The organism is Proteus vulgaris (genome assembly GCF_011045815.1).
Taxonomy (GTDB): Bacteria; Pseudomonadota; Gammaproteobacteria; order Enterobacterales; family Enterobacteriaceae; genus Proteus; species Proteus vulgaris_B.
Genome location: NZ_CP047344.1, coordinates 2,887,205 through 2,907,047 on the forward strand (window position 1 = coordinate 2,887,205; position 19,843 = coordinate 2,907,047).

A 19,843-nucleotide genomic window follows, 5' to 3' on the forward strand; every position below is an offset into this window, starting at 1 on the left:
AAGAAAAAAGGAAATAATAAAATTTAAGTGGCTTGATTATCAGCGAAGAAGTGAAATTTAAAAAGTAAAAAGATCAAATAAATAGTGAAAAGGAAAGCGTTTACACTTTCCTTTTATTGTTAAGAGTAAAACTTATAGATAGTTTGGCTATTCCATGGCGTATTGGCAGGTAAAATACCTTGATTTTCATGCCATTCAGGATGATTAGGCCCATCAGGAAAGTATTGTGTCTCTAAAGCTAACCCTGAATAATTACCATAATGGCGACTTTTTCCTTTTGTACCAGCTAAAAAGTTACCTGTATAGAATTGAACAGAAGGCAAAGTAGTAAAAACATCCATTTTGAGTTCGCCTTCCGGTGCAATGACTGTTGCAATAGGTGCTTTATCGTCGATAGCCTGTTTATCTAAAATAAATGCATGATCATAACCACTCGCTGCTTTTTGGCACTCATCAACCATAAAATCAAGACCGATGCGCTTTAACTTACGAAAATCAAACCCTGTTCCTACGACGTTCACAAACTCTCCGGTAGGAATATTGCCTTCACCATTTTTCAAATAATAAGAAGCGCAAATTTTTAAATCGTGCTCGAGTGCTGTGCGTTCAGTGTGCTCACCTGCAAGGTTAAAATAGGCATGGTTAGTTAAACTGAGAGGCGTGGTTTTATCACTTATTGCCTGATAATCGATACAGACTTCATTATTATCGGTGAGTGTATAAGTCACACTAGCCTTGAGTGTACCGGGAAAACCTTGGTCACCCTCATTTGAGATCAATGAAAAGGTCACCGATTGAGATGATTGTGCCGTGATCCCCCAACGACGATGACTAAAGTTTTGTTTACCGCCATGTAAAGTGTTTTTACCTTCATTAGCACTGATTTGATATTCTTGCCCTTCCAATACGAATTTTGCACCAGCAATACGATTGGCAAAACGCCCTACTGTGGCCCCCAAATAAGCTGTTTGCTGTTTGTGGGCATTCATATTTGCAGAGCCTAACAGTACATCTCGACGGTATCCATTAACAGGTACAATACAAGTTAACCAGGTCGCTCCAATATCCATTAAAGAAATCGACATACCAAAACAATTTTTAAGCACGACTACTTGTGCGGGATTTCCGTCCGATGCGGGTTGTGCAGTCATTTGTTCTGGCTCTAGAAATCGGATTTCATTCGTCGCCATTATTTTGCCTCCGAATAGCCCGCCCCTTGGCTTGCAGAGCAGACATAAATAGTTTCTTTCAACCCTGTTAAGGCCTCATATTGCGCTTTAACAGAGTCAACGACTTGATCAACTAAATCAGGTGTCACTAATGCTACGACACAACCACCAAATCCACCACCTGTCATTCTTACTCCACCACGATCACCTAAGACTGACTTCACTATTTCAACTAAGGTGTCAACTTCTTTGACGGTAATTTCAAAATCATCACGCATTGAATGATGTGATTGCATCATAAGTTGGCTTAATGTGATTAAATCACCATGACGCAGAGCCTCTGCCGCCTTCAGTGTGCGATTATTTTCGGTTATCACATGACGAGCACGACGATAAACCACCTCACTCATTAATGTTTTTTTAGCTTGCAGATCCGCTAATGTCGCATCTCTTAATGCCGTGACATTTAAAATTTTTGCGGCTTCTTCACATTGCTGACGACGGGTATTGTATTCGCTATCAACTAATCCGCGTTTTTTATTGGAGTTAATTATCATCACAACCATATTTTCAGGCATTGTCACCGAAAATGTATCTAAAGAGCGACAATCAATTAATAAGGCATGATTTTCTTCACCACAAGCAGAAATCAATTGATCCATAATGCCACAGTTACAACCAACAAATTGGTTTTCAGCTTTTTGACCGTTTAACGCAATCTCTTTTTGGCTAATAGGTAATTGATAAAGTGTTTTAAGCGTTTGGCCAATAGCCACTTCTAATGCGGCAGAAGAACTTAACCCTGCACCTTGAGGGACATTTCCTGATATTGCGATATCCATACCATGAAAAGAATAGTTATCTTTTTGTAGAAAATGAATAACACCACGAACGTAATTAGCCCACATTTTATTAGGCAAAAACTCAATGGTGTTATCAAAGCTAAATTCATCAACCTCATTTTGATAATCCACTGCAATCACTCGAATAGTATTATCTTCTCGTTTTGCTGCTGCGACGACCATTTGATAATTAATAGCACAAGGTAAAACAAAACCATCATTATAATCAGTGTGTTCACCAATAAGATTTACTCTTCCTGGCGCTTGAATAAAATGTGTAGGCGTATAACCAAAAATAGATGTAAACGAACGAGTCACATTATTAATAAGTGCCTTCATAATAAATCCTTAGCTTAAAATTAAGTAATAAAATCCCACCACATCATTATGTAAATAATGAGATGTCTGGTTTAATTTATTTGGTACAAAAAAGCTGATTAATTAAAATACCTTGCCATATTGAAGGTCATTAACGTTGCTCTTTATAATGAATGTCGCTTACTTGACGTAAATTATTTGCCGCTTGTTCTGGTGTTAAGTCTCTTTGCGATTCTGCTAACATTTCATACCCCACCATATATTTACGTACAGTGGCTGAACGTAATAATGGCGGATAATAAAGTGCATGTAATTGCCAATGATCGGTATTTCTACCGTCTTTAAAAGATGGCGCAAAATGCCACCCCATTGAATAAGGGAAAGAGCAATGAAATAAATTGTCATAACGGCTGGTTAACTTTTTCATTGCAATAGCCAGATCATCGCGTTGAGTGCTATTTAACTCACTCATTCGACGAATATGCGTTTTAGGTAATAACATTGTTTCATAAGGCCAAGCAGCCCAATAAGGCACTATTGCCAGCCAATGTTCAGTTTCAACAACGGTTCGACTTGCGTCTTTACATTCAGCATCAACATAATCAATTAATAAATTACGCCCGTATTTTTCAAAATACGCTTTTAAATGTGTATCTTTTCTCGCTAATTCATTAGGTAAGAAGTCACTCGCCCAAATTTGCCCATGAGGATGCGGTTGGGAACATCCCATTGTTTCACCTTTATTCTCGAACACTTGAACCCAAAGATACTCTTTACTGAGCTCTTCTATCTGGTTATCCCAAGTATCAACAATTTTACGTAAGCTACTTAAAGGCAATTCAGGTATTGTTTTTCCATGATCGGGCGAAAAACAGATAACGCGACTAATTCCTCTTACAGCTTGAGTTTGAAATAAAGGATTTAATGAAGGATCAACATCATATTCATCTTGTAATAACGCAGAGTGATCGTTATTAAAGACATATGTTCCGGTGTAATCTGGGTTTTTATCACCAGAAACACGCGTATTATTTGGGCACAAATAACAATGTGGATCATAAGAGGGAAGGGTCGCAATCTGAGGTTTTTCATCTTTACCATTCCAAGGTCGTTTCGCTCTATGAGGTGAAACCAAAATCCACTGATCAGTGAGTGGATTATAGCGACGATGAGGATGTTCAACAGGATCAAAAATCAGTTTTGACATAACCTTCTCTCTTATTTATTCAAGATTATCTGAATACTGTAAATCTTATTTCAGATAACCATTTGGGTTTTGTGACTGCCAACGCCAAGCATCAGCAGCCATATCATCAATTGAACGAATGGCTTTCCAATGCAAATCTTTCTCTGCTTTTGCGGGGCTTGACCAACATTCAGCGATATCACCAGGGCGGCGAGCCTGTAGTTGATAAGGGATCGGTTTACCACTGGCTTTACGAAATGCTTCAATCATTTCAATCACGCTCGTGCCGTTACCCGTTCCTAAATTATAAATATGTAGACCTGCTTTTTTACCTAATGCATTTAACGCAGCGATATGGCCATCCGCCAGATCCATAACATGAATGTAATCACGAACGCCTGTACCGTCTTTTGTTGGGTAATCATTACCAAACACAGCAACGTGTTCACGACGACCAATGGCGACTTGAGAAATATATGGCGTTAAATTGTTTGGAATACCTTTAGGATCTTCTCCCATCGTGCCCGATGGATGGGCACCAACAGGATTAAAGTAGCGTAGTAAACTGATAGACCAGCTTTCATCAGCAACATATAAATCAGATAAAATACGCTCAACCATATATTTACTGGTGCCATAAGGATTGGTTGTACCACCAACAGGTGAGTCTTCACTAATCGGTACAGATTGAGGGTCTCCATAAACCGTCGCTGACGAGCTAAAAATAATACTTTTAACACCAGCATCTCGCATACAGCGCACTAACACCAATGTACCATTAACATTGTTGTCATAATATTCAATCGGCTTTTGAACAGATTCACCTACTGCTTTCAATCCCGCAAAATGAATAACAGATTGAATTGTATGTTTAGCAAAAATTGATGCTAATAATTGATCATTACGAATATCACCGTTGTAGAACAGTGGGCGTTTACCGGTTAATGCTTCAACGCGGTTAAGCACTTCTTCATTCGCATTGCTAAGGTTATCTAAAATAATTGGGGTCATACCAGCTTCGATCATTTGAACGCAAGTATGACTACCAATATATCCCATACCACCTGTCACTAATATTTCCACATTCACCTCTTTTGATTCAATTCAACGGAAAAGAGCAAGTCGGTTTCTGTTCACTGACACAGAGTTTAACAAGATCAACAAAATAATTTCGTGATCAAACCGACATTTAGTGTAAACGTTTACACTCTTTTCGTGCTCACTAATATTTTATAAAAAACTTAATTTAGAATTGCATTACAGTACGTTAATAAAACACATAATACATCCTATCTCTTTGCCACTAAAAGAAACATCCACCCAAAGTAAACGATTACATCCAAATTAATCAGTTAATTACATGATAAAACTGACATTCAATACGTTTTATCATACCTTATTAAGTTCCCCGCTAATATGTTTAAGCGGAGTAAGGATCCCCTTAATAAATACTTACAGTTCATAAGGTGCTTTAATTGAATAGATACAATTTTATAAGTGCTTTATTGCATAAATACTCTAAATAATTCAAATCACAACTAGGCGACAAGTGAATGAGTCGCTAGGAGCATACACAACAAGTATGTGACTAGTGCGAATAAACGCTGTGGTTTGAAGTATGACGAGTATTAAATGGAGAACATAATGAAACCGACTGTCTTGCTCTACCAAAGCCTTCCCGAAGCACTGTACAAAAAATTATCTAGTTTTGCTGATATCAAACAATTTGACACGCTCTCTTTAGACTCGAATGATTTTTGTTCGGCACTTGCCAATGCTTCTGGATTACTCGGCGCTGGAGGCAATATTGATAAAAACTTTATAGACCACGCTCCTCATTTAAAAGCTGTTTCAACAGTTTCGGTTGGCTATGATAATGTCGATGTTAATGCACTCACTAAGCGTAATATAAAGCTAATGCACACGCCAACTGTATTAACAGACACCGTTGCTGACACTATGATGGCATTAGTGCTTGCTGTATCAAGACGTATCCCTGAGCTTGCAGATAATATTAAACAAGGCTTATGGGTTAAAGGTATCACACCTGATTGGTACGGTACTGATGTTCATCATAAAACCATGGGTATTCTTGGTATGGGCCGAATTGGCAAAGCATTAGCACAACGCGCCTATTTTGGTTTTAATATGAATATTCTTTATCACTCACGGACAGAATATACTGATGTAAATGACCGTTTTGATGCTAAGTATTGTGATTTAGATATGCTACTACAGCAATCTGATTTTGTGTGTATCACCTTACCATTAACACCAGAAACACATCATTTAATAAGCAAAAATCAGTTTTCAATGATGAAACCCGACGCTTATTTAATTAATGCAGGTAGAGGGGCTGTCGTTGATGAAAAAGCATTAATTAATGCGCTAGAACAAAAAGATATTGCAGGTGCTGGACTTGATGTTTTTGAAACAGAGCCACTGTCGCCGTCATCACCTTTATTGAGCATGAAAAATGTAGTTGCCGTCCCACATATTGGATCTGCGACAAAAGAAACTCGCTACGCAATGGCTGAATGCGCGGTAGATAATCTGATTGCGGCATTGAGTGATAACGTAAAAGAAAATTGCGTTAATTTCTAAAGTAGTAAATAGATCTTTTTGAGGAACAAAAAAAGGTAATGGAAATCAACCATTACCTTTTTATTCTATTTTTAATTTAGGCGGGATCTACGTGTGCCATCACACTTAATATCTGCTTATTTTGTAAAACATTATTGCGAGCACTGACGACAATCTCATGGCTTTCACTAACAGTGAGATCCCCTTTTATTTCAAGATGTACATCTACCAATAAATAATCACCTGAACGGCGGGTTTTTAAATCATGCACACCTTGCACACCTGGAGTTGTAATCAGCTTCTGTTTAATTTCTTCCAAGGTTTCTTCGTCTGCCCCTCTGTCCATTAAATCTTGCAAAGCTTGATAAGTAAAACGCCATCCCATACGACCAACAAATAAACCTACAATTAATGCAGCAAGAGGATCGAAGAACTTAAATCCAGCAAGACTACCAAGAATACCAATAGCAACAACTAGTGAAGAGGCTGCATCTGAGCGCGCATGCCATGCATTCGCAACTAGCATATTAGAATCCACTCTTTTAGCGACACCAAGCATATAACGAAAGAGCCCTTCTTTAGCTGCTAATGCTAATAAAGCAACATACAATGCAACGCGATGAACTTCAGGAATAGTTGAAGGATCTAAAACTTTATGAATTGCAGAAACCACCATACCTAAGCCGACAATTAATAAAATAGTTCCAAGGATAAGTGAAGCTGCGTTTTCATAACGCAGATGACCATAAGGGTGATCTGCATCAGGTTGTTTCTGACTGCCTTTATTAGCAATTAAAACAACAAAATCAGCAATAAGATCAGAAAGTGAGTGAATACCATCCGCAATTAAGCCTTGAGAGTGTGAGAAAAAGCCTACGGTAATTTGCCAAATGGATAAGAAAATATTAACAAAAACGCTCACTAGCGTGCTTTTTTTAGCTGCTTTAAACTTTTCAGACTGCGTATTACTAGTCCGCTCCAACTCAATATCATCAATGTGATTATGTGTCATAATAATAATCTTATTTGGTTTTAAATAGCCTACTCTATTTATAATAGCCCAATAGAGTTCCATAGGTTATTTCAGGTTCCATAACTCATTGGTGAGGATAAAGGACGACTCTGAATAACAATCCAGTTTAGGGACTAAGATTGCTGTCCAGACATCATATTGAGATGTCATTACCTATTAATATGCCATATTTAATTCTTTATGTCTCTTATTTTTACCAATAAAATCTTATAGATACAGAACAATAATATAATTGATAATCATTCTTTTATGCATTTTCTCTTTGAGTGCAAGGTAAAGAATTTTTATTTTTAATACGATATTATTAATTGCTTTTCTGTCAGTAAGTTAAGGTGTATAACTTATTTTAATTATTTTTTTGAGATTATTTCAGCCATTATTTACTTTTTTATGATTTATAATGTAAAGCAGTAAATAATCATTCTCACTCTTATTTAAAACACAGATCACAGCTATTTTTCACTATTATGTAATAATAGTAAATATTTTAAACTAACGCTAAGTGAGGTTTGTAATGTATAAGAAAATCCTAGTTCCTATTGATATTTTAGAAGATGAACTTTCTCAGGAACTGATCGCTCACATTGAACAAATTGCAAAGGTGGGTAAACCTGAGATCCACTTCCTCACCGTTATCCCTAACGCCGAACTTTTTTTTGGTATTGAATTTGCGGCTATTCCTGAAAAATTCAAAGATTCATCAGAGCGTACTCGTCTTGCTTTTGTCGCATTACAAGAAATGATCAAAGACGCTAAAATTCCTGATGAACAAATTATATGTAATGTGGGTGTTGGTAACGCAAAAGATGAAATTTTAGAATATGCCCGCCACATTGATGCTGATTTAATTGCAATTGCTTCGCATCGACCTAATGTTTCATCCTACTTATTAGGTTCAACAGCATCATCTATTGTACGTCATGCAAAAATGTCAGTTTTAGTTATCCGTTAATCTTTAGCTTCAATAGTGAAAAAGCCCTTTGTTTCAAAAACAAAGGGCTTTTTAGTAAACTAAAGTCGTCCTAAATAAAGTTATCTGTTATTTTTTAACTGAATCTTGGACAGTATCAGCAGCAGACCAAACACGGTATTTCACATCAACGTCTTTTGGTGCATAAATAACAATAGGTAATTTGCTGTTATAACGGATGAAGGCATCAGAGCCCATATTGGCCTGAACAAAAGCATCTTTCTTCGTATTATCCGCACAACCCATCATAGTAGACATTGGGCCATTTAAATCACCAACAACATAATAGCTATAGCCCCAACCTTCTAAATTCTTTTCGTCTAGTTCAGCACCAAACCACTGATGATTACAATCTACTTTTAGCTCTTTACCAACGATTAACTCAACTTGGTAATTACCTTCATTATCTTTTTGTTCTAACTCGATAACATGACGAACTTGATTTTCTTGAGCTTTAGGATAAGGCGCAACTTTATCTAAACTGTCGGTAGCTTGAGCACATGCAGATAAAGACATTGCTGCAACTAAAGATAATATTACTTTGTTCATCACTTTCTCCATTTTTACAGCGAACACTTCGCTGTTAATAAAATTAGTCAGATCTTTTTATTGCTCATTATCTGAATACTAATATTTTTAGTGTTTGAATGCTAACATCTTAGTAAATATCACTATGAGAGGATAATTCCGAATGTTTTAAAAAGAAAAATCATGTTTTTTTATGAAATGTAAATTTGTGATACATCACCATGCAGATATCCAATCTATGATTATACTGAAATAGAGACCCAATTTCTTTTCATAGGAGGTTATATGTTCTCAAATCAACAAGCCCTTGTTTCTCAACTAAGAAACAGTGATCCTCGCTTTCAGGCTCTCTACGATAAACATCATCGACTCAATCAAGAAATTGCAAAATTAGAAGGCCCTAATGGAGCAGGCTATAATGATGAAGTGGTCAAACTAAAAAAAGAAAAACTTCATCTCAAAGATGAAATGCAAAAAATACTTCAACGAAGTGAAAAATAATGATCTTTTTAAAGCGATGATTAATGTCATCGCTTTTTATGATTAAAAACAAAGATATCACCCCATAAAGATGCATAATTAATATATCTTTTATTCTTTAGGGGCTCAACATGTCATCAATCCACGGTCATGAAGTTTTACAAATGATCCTTTCTTCAGACATTGCTTTTACCAAAGCGTCACTTATTGATGCTATTCATCAGAAATTTGGTAATGACTCTCGATTTCATACTTGTTCAGCTGAAAATATGACAGCAACTGAATTAGTTGATTTCTTAGAAAAGAAAGGAAAATTTATTCCTGCTGAAGGTGGCTTTACGACAAGTGAAAATAAGATTTGTCGTCATTGATAAATATACTGTTTAAAATTCGATTGCCAGTGATTTCCGTTTCTAGTTAATGTGCTTTTAACTTTAAAAAATAAAAGACCATTATTTCTGGCAATCGTAAGGACTTTATTTATTGAACTTTAATCTTCTTCTGTTTGTAACCAAGAATCATCTTCCCAAACACTTTGAATAAGTTCCATAATGTGTTCGTGCTTAGTTTCATCTTTTATGCCTGTAACTTGAATTGAGTTCATGCTACTGAAGGCGATACGAAACTGCATATCGGGGTATTCTGGAATGATCTTTTTTCTTAATTCGTGTTCTAAAAGCGGAAATAATGAGTCGGTTATCTTAGATTGTTTATTAAATAAAATTTCCACACGCATTGGTTTCACCATTTAAAGGCAAATAAACTGTATATAAACACAGTATTATATTCTAGGAAAAAAGAAAAGCCTTTTTACTAAATTTTTTTCATCATAGTTCATTAAATAATTTTTTAGCGTCTCTATAGGCTTAATGATAAGATGCATAATAAATGCAACATATTACTAAGAGAGAAGGATATGTCAGGAAAAAGAATTTCTCGTGAAAAAGAAACTATTCAAAAAATGGTTTCTCTTTATGCAAAATCACACCCTGAGACCGACTCAGATTATTATCAAAAATTAATCGATTACGCCTACAACCGATTAGATAAATGTCGCTATGGTGAAGATAAACCCGCCTGTAAACAGTGTCCCATCCATTGTTACCAACCTATAAAAAGAGAAACCATGAAACAAATCATGCGTTGGGCTGGTCCACGGATGCTGATTTATCATCCAATTTTGGCAATACGTCATCTTATTGATGATAAAAAACCGGTACCTCCGCTTCCTGAAAAAAAGCGTACTATTCGTTCAACTGAAAAGTGAAGTCAGATTTCTTCAATCGATATAAAACATGTTCCGCTAAAGGGTGAGTTTTATCTAATGCGGGATGAAAGAAGTTATCAGATTGATGCATACCTAATTTTTGCATCACACCTTGAGATGGAAGGTTTGAAACCGCGGTAAAAGCGACAACTTCATCAAGTTCCAACGTTTTAAAAGCAAATCTAAATACGGCTAATGCGGCCTCATAAGTATATCCCTTACGCCAATGCTTTTGTCCTATACGCCAGCCAATCTCTACACAGGGACTAAAAGGTAAAGAGGCTACTGGAATATTTAACCCAACAAAGCCAATAAACTCTTGGTTTTCTTTTAATTCAACCGCCCACATTCCCCATCCATTTTGTTGAATAAATTTTTCACGGATAGTCTCAACCATTTTATCGCTTTCTAATTGAGATAAAGTACGCGGAAAGTAGCGCATTACTTCAGATGAGGAGTTAACTTCATAAAAAAATGGCGCTTTATCACTTTCACGCCATTCTCGTAAGTGTAGTCTAGGAGTCTCTAAATTCATCGTTATTCTCTATTTATACAAAACTAAGGTAATATCGATAAAATAGGACAAGCAAAAAATAATGAAAAGAAAAGAAGACTTATTTTTTATTTTCTTTTAGTTGGTTTTCTACAGGTGCCGTTACTTTATCTTTATTTACATTAGCACTTTCTTTGATTGAAACCACTCGTTGTTGAGCAACTGATTTAGCTTGATGTTCAACTTGCTCTGATTGCCCTGTAAAAATACCACCACGCTTAATAGACATACTTCCACAACGACTAGTACCACGTAACTCCCCATGCTCTAAAATATCTAGATTGTTTGCAGCGCAAATGCCTTTAACAAAACCATCAATAATAATATCAGGAGCCGTTAACTCACCTTCAACTTGTCCTGCATGCATAACACGAATAACACCATCTTTGACATTAATATTTCCCGATACTTTACCCCAAATTTGGATATCGCCATCGACATTAATGTCACCTTGAAATACCGTTCCTTTCGCAATAATAGTGTACAGTTTCTGCTCTGGCATCGGTTTTTTCTCTTCTGTTATGACTGGCGTAACAGGATCTGATACTTTTGGTGTTTCAGTTTTACGACTAAACATAGCGGTTTTTTTTAACCTCAAAGTCATGGAATGAATAATAATGCTAAAAATTAGGATTAAGATAATTAAAAACTCTCCTGCCATTTGAGAACGCCAAAAGGCAATTAATGCAAGAATCCAAATTATCCATATCCCACTAAATATAATATTTCGCAGTGTCCGCTTATTCTCCATAATTAGCTATACCCTACCTCCCTGACAATAAATACACTTATACATTCACTATTTTAATAAATTTATGCCAAGCATAATGCCAGTAATAAGACTATTATTACCTTTTACTTTATTGATTTGCTCCTTAAAATAAATTGCATTAAATAGAATAAAACTATAAAGCTATTTATTTAAATAACCCAACCTTAATGTAATCAACTTGTAAAAACCTCAATTTTTTAGATAAATATTTTTTAATGCAAATTAACATCACATGTACATACTTATCTTTTTATTTGGGAATTTTATTTAAAAATTTTTAAACTTAACGGCTCTACTTTATTTATTTCTCCTAAAATTCTGAGACTACAGTCGCATAAATAAAAAATAATGAGAGAAAAAACTGCTTCTTCTTCATAAAGAACAAACAAATTTTTCATTTTATAGAAACCTATAAAAACACAGGTTATAATCACTCTAGGTTATTTAAATTAAATGAAATTAAATTAGTTAAATTTTAGTATTAAATTTTCTTACACACAAATTTCTCAATAAACTAAAATAACATCAACAAACTGATATCAAATAAATCACAATTAAAAAATAAAGAGTATAGTTACATTTTAAATGCATTTACCGTTCTTTACACTGTAAAGTGGAAACAATAAACCCAACTGATTGTTATACAATTAAATTTAATAATAAAAAAACAAAGTGTAAAATATTTATTACACAAATATACTTAGTATCCTTTATTACTACTGATAAAATCTTTCTTTTTTTTAATTTTCTTTTGCAATTCATTAATAACATCTTAAAATTGACAAACTTACTTATCTTAAATCAGCAATAGAAATGCAATGTCTAATATCTAAAAAAAAACCACATCAAATTAAAGAAAATATTCTTCTTTTTACTTTTAATAGCGTTTTAATAATAAAGAAGTGTTTTTATAAATACTATTGTTTTATTTTTATAAAAATACAATGATACTTATATAATGATTTTTTGGGCGAAAAATGAATACCATACCATGTGATAATAAAAACCAATATGATTGCTTAATTCAAAAGAAATCTTATTTTTATCCACAATACCAAATACTAGAAAATGAGCAAAAAGCACTCTTTATCATACGAAAAAATGCACTTATTTTACAAAACTGCACAGATACAGTAACGGTTAATCAAGATCAGGTTATTTTTTTACAGCAAGGTAATTACACAATAAAAACACCCGCTACAGAGCCAACAGAGATTATTTACATACCTCTCTCTGATGATTTTTTAAGAGATTTCATATCAAAATACAATGATATTCTAAGTCGAATAGAAAGAGATCAGGATTTTTCGAGCGCATTTATCTGTTTTCAAAATTCGCCTCTTATACAATTTTGTAGCAATGGTTTTGAGTATATAACTATTCACTCTTGCCCTGAGACATTTACACAGTTACGAATTGAAGAACTTTTAATCCTTCTGCTTTCAACAGAACAAGGCTCAGACTTAATGGCATTATTGCGCCAACTCAGTCATCGCCAAATCGATCGTTTAAAACTATTTATGGAAAAAAATCACTTAAAAAATTGGAAGCTCAAACAATTTGCTCGTGAATTTGGTATGGGGTTAACAACATTTAAAGAGCTTTTTAACCATGTTTATGGAACTTCACCAAGAACATGGATCTGCGAAAGAAGGATCATTTATGCACATCAGTTACTACTTACCACAGAGATGAGTATCGTTGATATCTCAATGGAATCAGGTTTTTCAAGTCAATCTTACTTTACACAAAGCTACCATCGTCGTTTCAATATGACACCGAGCAAAGCGAGAAACCTTAGATTAAAATTATAAAAAATCTGGTCGATTATCATAATATAAAAAAGCCATTCATCGTTAGAATGCTTAGAATTTATTCTTATGAGTGAGTTGTATATCGTGATAAAAGAAAATAGATGCCCTACCCAACCTCATTATTATGGCTACTTAGCGTTACTAAAAAAAATGATGGTTAGCAATGATAAAAAAACTGTAGATAGGCTATTTAACCTACAGTTTTCTTTGCATACCAATAGAAGCAATGTTAATGAGCAACAGATAAAAATATTATCTCGCGTACTATGCCGTGAAAATTTAGATAGCTTATTACAATCTACTTGGTTTTTACGGAAAAAACATTGCCTTATCGCTATTACTAAAGAGGATATTCGTAACATCATTGAGATTTCCCATTCTTTTCATACACCGCAGTCATATTCTACTTTTACAGTAATGGATTGGGATCAGTCATTAAAAGCAACCGTTAATATCAATGAGCATATGCGCTTAATTCAAGCCATTATAAAACCACTTTTTGTTTGGTGGGTTCAACATATTACACCCCAATTATTCACCCTTTATGAAACAAAAAAAGAACTTGAGTTTCAAATTATGCAGTGTGAAAACATTAAGTCATTTGCAGAAAAACAACTATCAAATACAAAAGACTCTTTTTTATCTTTAGATGATATCAATATTAAACTTAGTACAGATAATGTTAGATTGATTGTTATTGATGATTTATTACAAAAAAGCATTCAGTCACTCTTAGAACATTGGGAAACCGAACCTGCTTTTAATATTGAGATCACAAATACACTAGATTATATACGGGAAGTGACACCGAATTCTGAATTATTAAAACCTTTATGGAAGATTTTGAATAGTATTCCAGAGTATCCTGAAAATTGTCAGAAACTAAAAGATTGGTTATTAGAAAGGGAACTTTGCTTAAAGAACGATCTGTTTTTATGGAAATAAATAAAACCAGCTCTTCTTTTAACGGAAAAAAAGAGCTGATACTATCATTTAATCATTTTTATTTAACATCTAAAATTTCAATTGTCACGATAGACATTGATTCCGGTGGTACTTGTCCAGGAACACCATTTTTCCCATAGCCGCCACCTGGTTTTATATAAATTTTAGCTTTACCATTGATACCAGCTTTAGCAATAAAGGTATTCAGTGGTAATGGTAATTGACGATAAGGTAAAGTAAGTGGCTTAGCTTTATCATAATTAAGCGTTACAGTCCCGTCGGTTAACTCTTCATGCATCGTAAATATAACCGTTTTACCTGTAATTGAATCAACAGGTTTGCCCTGTTTTAATATTTTAAAATAGGTATTATCGTCATACTGTATATAATTTTGTTTTTGAATTTCAGAGAGAATAGACTTATTGCGTTGAGCATTATCTTTACCAATAATTGAATAAGCATAAGCAAGTTGCCCCGCGATCATTTGCCCTTCACCTGCTATTTTCTCAAGCTGCTCTTTTAACGTTTTGTTTTCTTTTAATACATTGCTTGTTTCAGTATTAGCTTTCGCTAATTCAGCTTCTTTTGCCTTAATTTGCTCGTTTAATTGCGTACTCTTTTCTTCTAAAGATTGAGTTAATGCACGTTGAGTTTCAAGCTGTTTGGTGATATCACGCATCTCTTTTTGGGTGTCAGCCAATGTCTTTTCTTGCTGTTTTGATTGCCCAATCGCTTCTGTTTGCTGTTGCTTTAACGCACTAATTTGCTGTGTACTTTCTATATTTTGTTTTTCTAATTGTGCTTTTACATCAGCTAATTGATTACTTAATTTATCAACAACATTTTGCTTTTCAGTAAGTTGCTTTTCCAATAATGCAGAAGCCTTGGCACTTTCTGTTTGGCTCACCGTTAGTTGTGCTAATGCAATATTACTTTCTTTAAATTGAGTGTCTAATGCCTGATATTTAGCCGATAACTCATTCTGTGCTTTTTCTAATTTAGCAATTAAATTATTTTTATCTGTAATTAAATTATCAACTGCTTTCTCACCTGCAGATAAGCTTTTTTTCAGGTCAGCTAATTCTGTTATTTTATTCTCTAACTGTAATTTTAATTCTGGTATAGCTTTTAGTTTTTCATCAGCCTGCTCTTTTTGTTGTTGAACAGCTAAAAGTGACTTGTTTAGTTGAGTTTGTTCTTGGTTATTTTTTTCAACTTGTATTTTTAATTGTGCTATTTCTTGACGTTGTTCATCAACAAGTTTGTTATTAGCATCTTGTTGTTTTTCTGCTTCTACTACTTTTAATGCAAGCTCTTTAGATAAATCTTCACGTTCTGATGTGATTTTCAATAATGTACTTTGTAGTTTCTCTATCTCTTTTTTCGCAGTGTTATCTTGTAATAATAGTTGTGCCTGCACAAACTGGGATTGAATATCTTCTTTTTCTTTTTTGATAGTTGCTAATTGGCTATGTACATCAGCCAGTTGCTTGGCCAAATTAGTTTGTTCATTGGTTATTGTCGATAACGATTTTTCCAATACTGCTATTTCTTTATTTTTTACAGCTTCTAGCTTGGCTAACTCTTGTTCTTTTTGCTCACGACTACCTTGGAGTAATTGTTCAGCCTGTGCATATTGAGCCTGAATATTTTCTTTTTCTTGCTCGACTTTAGTCAATAATGTTTGTTTTTCATTTAATTGACTTAACAGTTTTTCTTGTTCGGCTTTCGTACTCTCAAGTGAGTTTTGTAACTTATCAATTTCTTTTTTAGCACTATCATCTTTCAGTAGTGCTTGAGCCTGCAAATACTGGGATTGTAATTGCTCTTTTTCTTGCTCAAGTTGAGTAAACTTTACTTCTAAATTTTTAAGTGTTTCTGATTGTTTTTCAAAATCTTGTTGTTGTTTTGCTAGTTCTGTGTTTTTTGCAGTTGTTGCACTTAACACATTTTCTTTATCCGCTAATTGCTTAATTAATAAATCACGTTCTTCTTTTGTTTCTTCCAGGTCTGTTTGTAGCTTGGCAACAGCTTGTTTCAATGTATCATCATTGAGTAAGTTATTTGCAGTCGCTAATTTTTCTTCTGTTTCAGCCAGCGATAGTTCCAATTGCTTAATTTGATTATTCGCTTTTTGAAGTTTTTCTAAATGTTCCTTTAACGCTACTGTTTGCTCTGTATATTTCTGATACAGAGTTTGATATTTATTTCTTGTGTCGGCTAAACGATTCAACAACATTTTATTAAAAAGAGGTTGTTTATGATCAAGCACTGAGCGATTAAATTGATATGCAAAATGGAAAGGAATTGCAGTCACAGAATAAAATGTGCCTGGAATAATATCTAATAAGAAATTTTCATTTTGTTGAGGTTTTGAATAGTTTTCTTTCGAATAAAGCGCTAACGGGTTATAGACCGTAGCATTATTTCTATACTGATATCGATTAAGATCTTCAGGTGTAAACTGAGGTTTAATCGGAACAAATGAAAGTAAGGGAGTCAAATAGCGAGTATTATCACTCTTAAATTTAGAATAATCCGCAGGTAATACTGGGCAATTTTCAGCCAGTGTGATATCAGGTGTCTCTATTGACTCGACCACCTGATTATCTTTTTTTATTTGTACAGAAGGCTTAACTCGTTGCTCTGGCTTGTTTTGTTGAGATACCGTTGTTGTGCGGTTTACTCCACGATTAGCCTGACCGGTTCTCGTTGACGATGAAATTGTAGCAGATGTTTTAGGCTCAATTTTAATTGGCTCTTGCGTTTCAAAATAACGGTCAAAATCTTCAATAACAGAATTAAACTCATTATTGGCAAACGACAGTGTTGGAAACAGCATAAAAGCGAGACAAACACTCTGCTTTAATTTCATAGTAATTATTCACCTAGTTTTTTCAATGTCGAATTAACAGACATAATCGACAGATAGCGAACTTTTGCACACAAAACTTCTGTTTTTGATTCAATACTCATTTTTAGTAAATCTAAGCTATCTTTACTTGCCGTGTCTTGAACACTACGGTACATCGCATTAATTTCACTAATTTCTTTAAATGAACTCATCATAGATTGATAGTCCGATGGAGAAAAAGTTTTTAGAGAATCAAGTTGTTTAATACAAGCGCTTTGCGGTGCTAATCCTAATTTTCTTGCATCTACACCACTGTCAACAGATCCTGCTGTAGGTGTCATAGAAATCGGTTGTGCTGTTGCTACTGGCTGAGTCATAGCAACGGGCTGTGTTGCTTGAGCTTGCACCGGTGCTGGCGTCTCAACTGGACGTGTTTGATCTGACCAAACACACCCAGATAAAGCGAGAATGCTGGTTGTTATAAATACAGCAAGGACATTCTTTTTATTTTGTAATAAGGACATCATTTTTCCTTAATCCCGATCAGACTTAAAAATAAGAGCATATGAGTTGTCGCATTTTAAGCCATTTTATTATAATTTTCTATTACCTACTGCATACTAAATAAATAGGCTAACACTCAAGGTTGCAATGAGTGCTCCTATCATTTCATTTATTTTTTCTTGAAACACTACCTACATCACACTAAAGATGTCATTTTTTGAATATCGGATTTATTTAGTAAAAATGTTGTCATATAAAATGGTTGTTTTTTATTTCAGTAAAATAATACCAGATAATAATAAAAATAATAATACTAATTTTATCATTTATTTACACCATTTACGTGTGATAATTAAGCTTATATTTTGTTTTCGTTCTTTAACGACTAAGATAAAATCAAGAAATGAGTATTAGATATTGTCACTGATATTTTTTCTATCCTTCAATATAGGAGAAGTAAGATGAATCATTTTAAAATAGGTATTGTTGTCGGTAGTTTAAGAAAAGAGTCGTATAACAAACAAACCGCAAATGCATTAGTTAAGTTATTCCCTAAAGAGTTTACTTACGAATTTATCGATATCAGTAACCTTCCTCTCTATAACCAAGATGATGATAATGATACACCTCCTACTGTTATCAGTTTCAAGCAACGTGTAAAAGAGTGCCAAGGCATTATTTTTGTCACTCCAGAATATAATCGTTCTATTCCTGGCGTCCTCAAAAATGCGCTAGACCAAGCATCCCGCCCCTATGGAATGAATGCTTGGGATAAAATTCCTGCTGGTATTATCGGGGTTTCAATCGGTAATATTAGTACAGCTATAGCACAACAGCATCTACGTAACTCGTTATCTTTCTTAAATATGCCGACCTTAAATCAGCCTGAGTGTTACCTGAAGTGGTATGATGGAATGGTCGAAGATGGAGAATTTTCTGAAAAAACAGCACGTTTTATGCAAAATTGGGTTGATGCTTATGTCGCTTTTGTAAAACAAAATAATCAATAATCTATACCGCTAAAAAGAGCTTTGTGTTTTTAATACATGGCTCTTTTTTTATTTTCATTTTTTGACTATCAAAAAAATAAAGTATTCTGTTTTTCATCTAATAATAAATCGCTGCTGATAAAAGTTTTAATATTTGCTGAATAACACTGAATAATATAACTCCTCATTTAAATATTAAACAATACATTAAGACTAATTTAGACCATCTTTAAAAGATGCGTATTACAATTATAATGAAAATGCTTATTATATAAGCAAAAATTAAGTGTTTTAAATAAAAACAGATACAAGATCAAAATGCACCACATCGCTCAGTCACCTAAAAGTTGGAAAGTATCAATAAAGCTATATCAATATTTATTGGTAGAATTTAGAAATTAGTAATTATTTCTAATATTTTATATTAGATTAGAATATTAGGCATAATGTGCGATACATCTCTAAATAATATACTTCAATAATTGTGATAAACAAAAAAATTACCTATATTACCCATCCATTAAATACTGGCAGGTAAATCATGGATAAAAATTTAAAAGAAATTGAGTGCGAAATTGCGGCACTGAAAATTGTTATCAAATCTTTACTTTCCACGCTAAGTGATAAACAAAGAAGAGATATGCTAGGCAATATATCTATTGTAATTGAAGACACATCAAATCGATATCCTCAGCTTAATGAAGTTATTAACTTAACAGAGCAATATGTAAAAAAACTCACTCAAGCTTAGTGAAGAAAGTTATTCAAATTTATGTTTACCAAAATATTATAGGGTGCATATTGCATCCTACTTCTTTTGTTATATAGGATATGCATTAATTTCTTCCCATTAATGCAACCTTAAGTGAAATTCATTAAGTTATTATTTCCTAGCTCAAATATTCCCAATTTTATTTTTCAATAAAATCATCATAAAACTATTGCTCCTTTTGGCTGATTTATTTTTTCCTTGGTTTTACTTAAACAATTAATTAATATAAAAAATAATTAATCACACAGTAATGTAGCATTGTTT

At 33.9% G+C, this 19,843-nt stretch carries 20 protein-coding genes; 9 read left to right on the forward strand and 11 right to left on the reverse strand.

Annotated features, from left to right (window positions below; all coding sequences use genetic code 11):
• Window positions 1–119 precede the first annotated feature (119 nt).
• From galM to galE, 4 genes are all read right to left on the reverse strand, one after another.
• Window positions 120–1,190 carry a galactose-1-epimerase gene (galM, locus tag GTH24_RS13695; RefSeq protein ID WP_072069203.1) on the reverse strand — a complete coding sequence of 357 codons (1,071 nt, stop codon included), beginning with the start codon at window positions 1,188–1,190 and terminating at the stop codon, window positions 120–122.
• Entirely contained in the window at window positions 1,190–2,350 is a 1,161-nt protein-coding gene (gene galK, locus GTH24_RS13700) for a galactokinase (RefSeq protein ID WP_072069204.1), read from the reverse strand. The genes galM and galK overlap by 1 nt, the downstream gene beginning before the upstream one ends.
• 130 nt (window positions 2,351–2,480) lie before the next feature.
• Window positions 2,481–3,536 (reverse strand): UDP-glucose--hexose-1-phosphate uridylyltransferase, encoded by a 1,056-nt coding sequence (locus tag GTH24_RS13705; RefSeq protein ID WP_072069205.1) that lies wholly within the window; start codon window positions 3,534–3,536, stop codon window positions 2,481–2,483.
• Window positions 3,537–3,581: 45 nt separating this feature from the next.
• The gene (galE, locus tag GTH24_RS13710) at window positions 3,582–4,598 is read right to left on the reverse strand and encodes a UDP-glucose 4-epimerase GalE (RefSeq protein WP_072069206.1); all 1,017 of its coding nucleotides are present in this window, start codon (window positions 4,596–4,598) and stop codon (window positions 3,582–3,584) included.
• A gap of 561 nt (window positions 4,599–5,159) precedes the next feature.
• Here galE and ghrB point away from each other — a divergent pair.
• A complete protein-coding gene (gene ghrB / locus GTH24_RS13715; protein ID WP_164526528.1) occupies window positions 5,160–6,119 on the forward strand; it encodes a glyoxylate/hydroxypyruvate reductase GhrB in 960 nt (319 codons plus the stop codon).
• Between the two features lie 76 nt (window positions 6,120–6,195).
• Here the strand turns inward: ghrB and GTH24_RS13720 are convergent, their stop codons facing one another.
• Window positions 6,196–7,110 (reverse strand): cation diffusion facilitator family transporter, encoded by a 915-nt coding sequence (locus GTH24_RS13720; protein ID WP_072069343.1) that lies wholly within the window; start codon window positions 7,108–7,110, stop codon window positions 6,196–6,198.
• 535 nt (window positions 7,111–7,645) lie between these two features.
• On the opposite strand from GTH24_RS13720, the gene GTH24_RS13725 reads away from it, so the two are divergent.
• A complete protein-coding gene (locus GTH24_RS13725) occupies window positions 7,646–8,083 on the forward strand; it encodes a universal stress protein (RefSeq protein WP_023581562.1) in 438 nt (145 codons plus the stop codon).
• A gap of 87 nt (window positions 8,084–8,170) precedes the next feature.
• Here GTH24_RS13725 and eco read toward each other — a convergent pair whose 3' ends face one another.
• Complete coding sequence (gene eco / locus GTH24_RS13730; RefSeq protein ID WP_072069208.1) at window positions 8,171–8,650, reverse strand: serine protease inhibitor ecotin; 480 nt, start codon at window positions 8,648–8,650, stop codon at window positions 8,171–8,173.
• 264 nt (window positions 8,651–8,914) lie between these two features.
• On the opposite strand from eco, the gene GTH24_RS13735 reads away from it, so the two are divergent.
• Together GTH24_RS13735 and GTH24_RS13740 are read left to right on the forward strand one after the other, a co-directional pair.
• Window positions 8,915–9,130 carry a DUF465 domain-containing protein gene (locus GTH24_RS13735; protein ID WP_115350639.1) on the forward strand — a complete coding sequence of 72 codons (216 nt, stop codon included), beginning with the start codon at window positions 8,915–8,917 and terminating at the stop codon, window positions 9,128–9,130.
• Between the two features lie 110 nt (window positions 9,131–9,240).
• On the forward strand, window positions 9,241–9,480 hold the full coding sequence (locus GTH24_RS13740) for a YecH family metal-binding protein (protein ID WP_072069209.1): 240 nt from the start codon (window positions 9,241–9,243) through the stop codon (window positions 9,478–9,480).
• A 119-nt stretch (window positions 9,481–9,599) separates the two neighbouring features.
• Here the strand turns inward: GTH24_RS13740 and GTH24_RS13745 are convergent, their stop codons facing one another.
• Window positions 9,600–9,845: a DinI-like family protein gene (locus tag GTH24_RS13745; protein ID WP_164526529.1), complete on the reverse strand. Its 246-nt coding sequence runs from the start codon at window positions 9,843–9,845 to the stop codon at window positions 9,600–9,602.
• Window positions 9,846–10,025: 180 nt separating this feature from the next.
• Between GTH24_RS13745 and GTH24_RS13750 the strand changes: the two genes are divergently transcribed.
• Entirely contained in the window at window positions 10,026–10,376 is a 351-nt protein-coding gene (locus GTH24_RS13750; protein WP_115350641.1) for a nitrous oxide-stimulated promoter family protein, read from the forward strand.
• Here GTH24_RS13750 and GTH24_RS13755 read toward each other — a convergent pair.
• Both GTH24_RS13755 and GTH24_RS13760 read right to left on the reverse strand, forming a co-directional pair.
• Window positions 10,354–10,911, reverse strand: coding sequence for a GNAT family N-acetyltransferase (locus GTH24_RS13755; protein WP_115350642.1), 558 nt, complete (start codon window positions 10,909–10,911; stop codon window positions 10,354–10,356). The genes GTH24_RS13750 and GTH24_RS13755 overlap by 23 nt on opposite strands.
• Before the next feature lie 79 nt (window positions 10,912–10,990).
• Entirely contained in the window at window positions 10,991–11,506 is a 516-nt protein-coding gene (locus GTH24_RS13760; protein WP_241253964.1) for a bactofilin family protein, read from the reverse strand.
• 1,172 nt (window positions 11,507–12,678) lie between these two features.
• On the opposite strand from GTH24_RS13760, the gene GTH24_RS13765 reads away from it, so the two are divergent.
• Window positions 12,679–13,515: a helix-turn-helix transcriptional regulator gene (locus GTH24_RS13765; RefSeq protein WP_164526531.1), complete on the forward strand. Its 837-nt coding sequence runs from the start codon at window positions 12,679–12,681 to the stop codon at window positions 13,513–13,515.
• Window positions 13,516–13,599: 84 nt separating this feature from the next.
• The gene (locus GTH24_RS13770) at window positions 13,600–14,460 is read left to right on the forward strand and encodes a T3SS regulon anti-activator ExsD domain-containing protein (RefSeq protein WP_241253965.1); all 861 of its coding nucleotides are present in this window, start codon (window positions 13,600–13,602) and stop codon (window positions 14,458–14,460) included.
• Window positions 14,461–14,518: 58 nt separating this feature from the next.
• Here the strand turns inward: GTH24_RS13770 and GTH24_RS13775 are convergent, their stop codons facing one another.
• Together GTH24_RS13775 and GTH24_RS13780 are read right to left on the reverse strand one after the other, a co-directional pair.
• Window positions 14,519–17,335, reverse strand: a complete 2,817-nt coding sequence (locus GTH24_RS13775) for a sugar transporter (RefSeq protein WP_164526533.1) — start codon at window positions 17,333–17,335, stop codon at window positions 14,519–14,521.
• 5 nt (window positions 17,336–17,340) lie between these two features.
• Window positions 17,341–17,838 (reverse strand): hypothetical protein, encoded by a 498-nt coding sequence (locus GTH24_RS13780; RefSeq protein ID WP_231619267.1) that lies wholly within the window; start codon window positions 17,836–17,838, stop codon window positions 17,341–17,343.
• Window positions 17,839–18,279: 441 nt separating this feature from the next.
• On the opposite strand from GTH24_RS13780, the gene GTH24_RS13785 reads away from it, so the two are divergent.
• Together GTH24_RS13785 and GTH24_RS13790 are read left to right on the forward strand one after the other, a co-directional pair.
• On the forward strand, window positions 18,280–18,828 hold the full coding sequence (locus GTH24_RS13785; protein WP_072069218.1) for an NADPH-dependent FMN reductase: 549 nt from the start codon (window positions 18,280–18,282) through the stop codon (window positions 18,826–18,828).
• Between the two features lie 520 nt (window positions 18,829–19,348).
• The gene (locus tag GTH24_RS13790) at window positions 19,349–19,558 is read left to right on the forward strand and encodes a sigma-S stabilization anti-adapter protein IraP (protein WP_072069219.1); all 210 of its coding nucleotides are present in this window, start codon (window positions 19,349–19,351) and stop codon (window positions 19,556–19,558) included.
• The last annotated feature ends 285 nt before the right edge of the window (window positions 19,559–19,843 follow it).

Excerpts from the sequence above, each read along its gene's own strand:
- GTH24_RS13705 (WP_072069205.1), bottom strand. The coding sequence starts at position 3,536 with ATGTCAAAACTGATTTTTGATCCTGTTGAACATCCTCATCGTCGCTAT.
- galM (WP_072069203.1), bottom strand. The coding sequence starts at position 1,190 with ATGGCGACGAATGAAATCCGATTTCTAGAGCCAGAACAAATGACTGCA.
- GTH24_RS13745 (WP_164526529.1), bottom strand. The coding sequence starts at position 9,845 with ATGCGTGTGGAAATTTTATTTAATAAACAATCTAAGATAACCGACTCA.
- GTH24_RS13740 (WP_072069209.1), top strand. The coding sequence starts at position 9,241 with ATGTCATCAATCCACGGTCATGAAGTTTTACAAATGATCCTTTCTTCA.
- GTH24_RS13735 (WP_115350639.1), top strand. The coding sequence starts at position 8,915 with ATGTTCTCAAATCAACAAGCCCTTGTTTCTCAACTAAGAAACAGTGAT.
- ghrB (WP_164526528.1), top strand. The coding sequence starts at position 5,160 with ATGAAACCGACTGTCTTGCTCTACCAAAGCCTTCCCGAAGCACTGTAC.
- GTH24_RS13785 (WP_072069218.1), top strand. The coding sequence starts at position 18,280 with ATGAATCATTTTAAAATAGGTATTGTTGTCGGTAGTTTAAGAAAAGAG.
- GTH24_RS13780 (WP_231619267.1), bottom strand. The coding sequence starts at position 17,838 with ATGTCCTTATTACAAAATAAAAAGAATGTCCTTGCTGTATTTATAACA.
- GTH24_RS13765 (WP_164526531.1), top strand. The coding sequence starts at position 12,679 with ATGAATACCATACCATGTGATAATAAAAACCAATATGATTGCTTAATT.
- GTH24_RS13790 (WP_072069219.1), top strand. The coding sequence starts at position 19,349 with ATGGATAAAAATTTAAAAGAAATTGAGTGCGAAATTGCGGCACTGAAA.
- GTH24_RS13725 (WP_023581562.1), top strand. The coding sequence starts at position 7,646 with ATGTATAAGAAAATCCTAGTTCCTATTGATATTTTAGAAGATGAACTT.
- GTH24_RS13760 (WP_241253964.1), bottom strand. The coding sequence starts at position 11,506 with ATGTTTAGTCGTAAAACTGAAACACCAAAAGTATCAGATCCTGTTACG.
- GTH24_RS13750 (WP_115350641.1), top strand. The coding sequence starts at position 10,026 with ATGTCAGGAAAAAGAATTTCTCGTGAAAAAGAAACTATTCAAAAAATG.
- galK (WP_072069204.1), bottom strand. The coding sequence starts at position 2,350 with ATGAAGGCACTTATTAATAATGTGACTCGTTCGTTTACATCTATTTTT.
- GTH24_RS13775 (WP_164526533.1), bottom strand. The coding sequence starts at position 17,335 with ATGAAATTAAAGCAGAGTGTTTGTCTCGCTTTTATGCTGTTTCCAACA.
- GTH24_RS13720 (WP_072069343.1), bottom strand. The coding sequence starts at position 7,110 with ATGACACATAATCACATTGATGATATTGAGTTGGAGCGGACTAGTAAT.
- GTH24_RS13755 (WP_115350642.1), bottom strand. The coding sequence starts at position 10,911 with ATGAATTTAGAGACTCCTAGACTACACTTACGAGAATGGCGTGAAAGT.
- eco (WP_072069208.1), bottom strand. The coding sequence starts at position 8,650 with ATGAACAAAGTAATATTATCTTTAGTTGCAGCAATGTCTTTATCTGCA.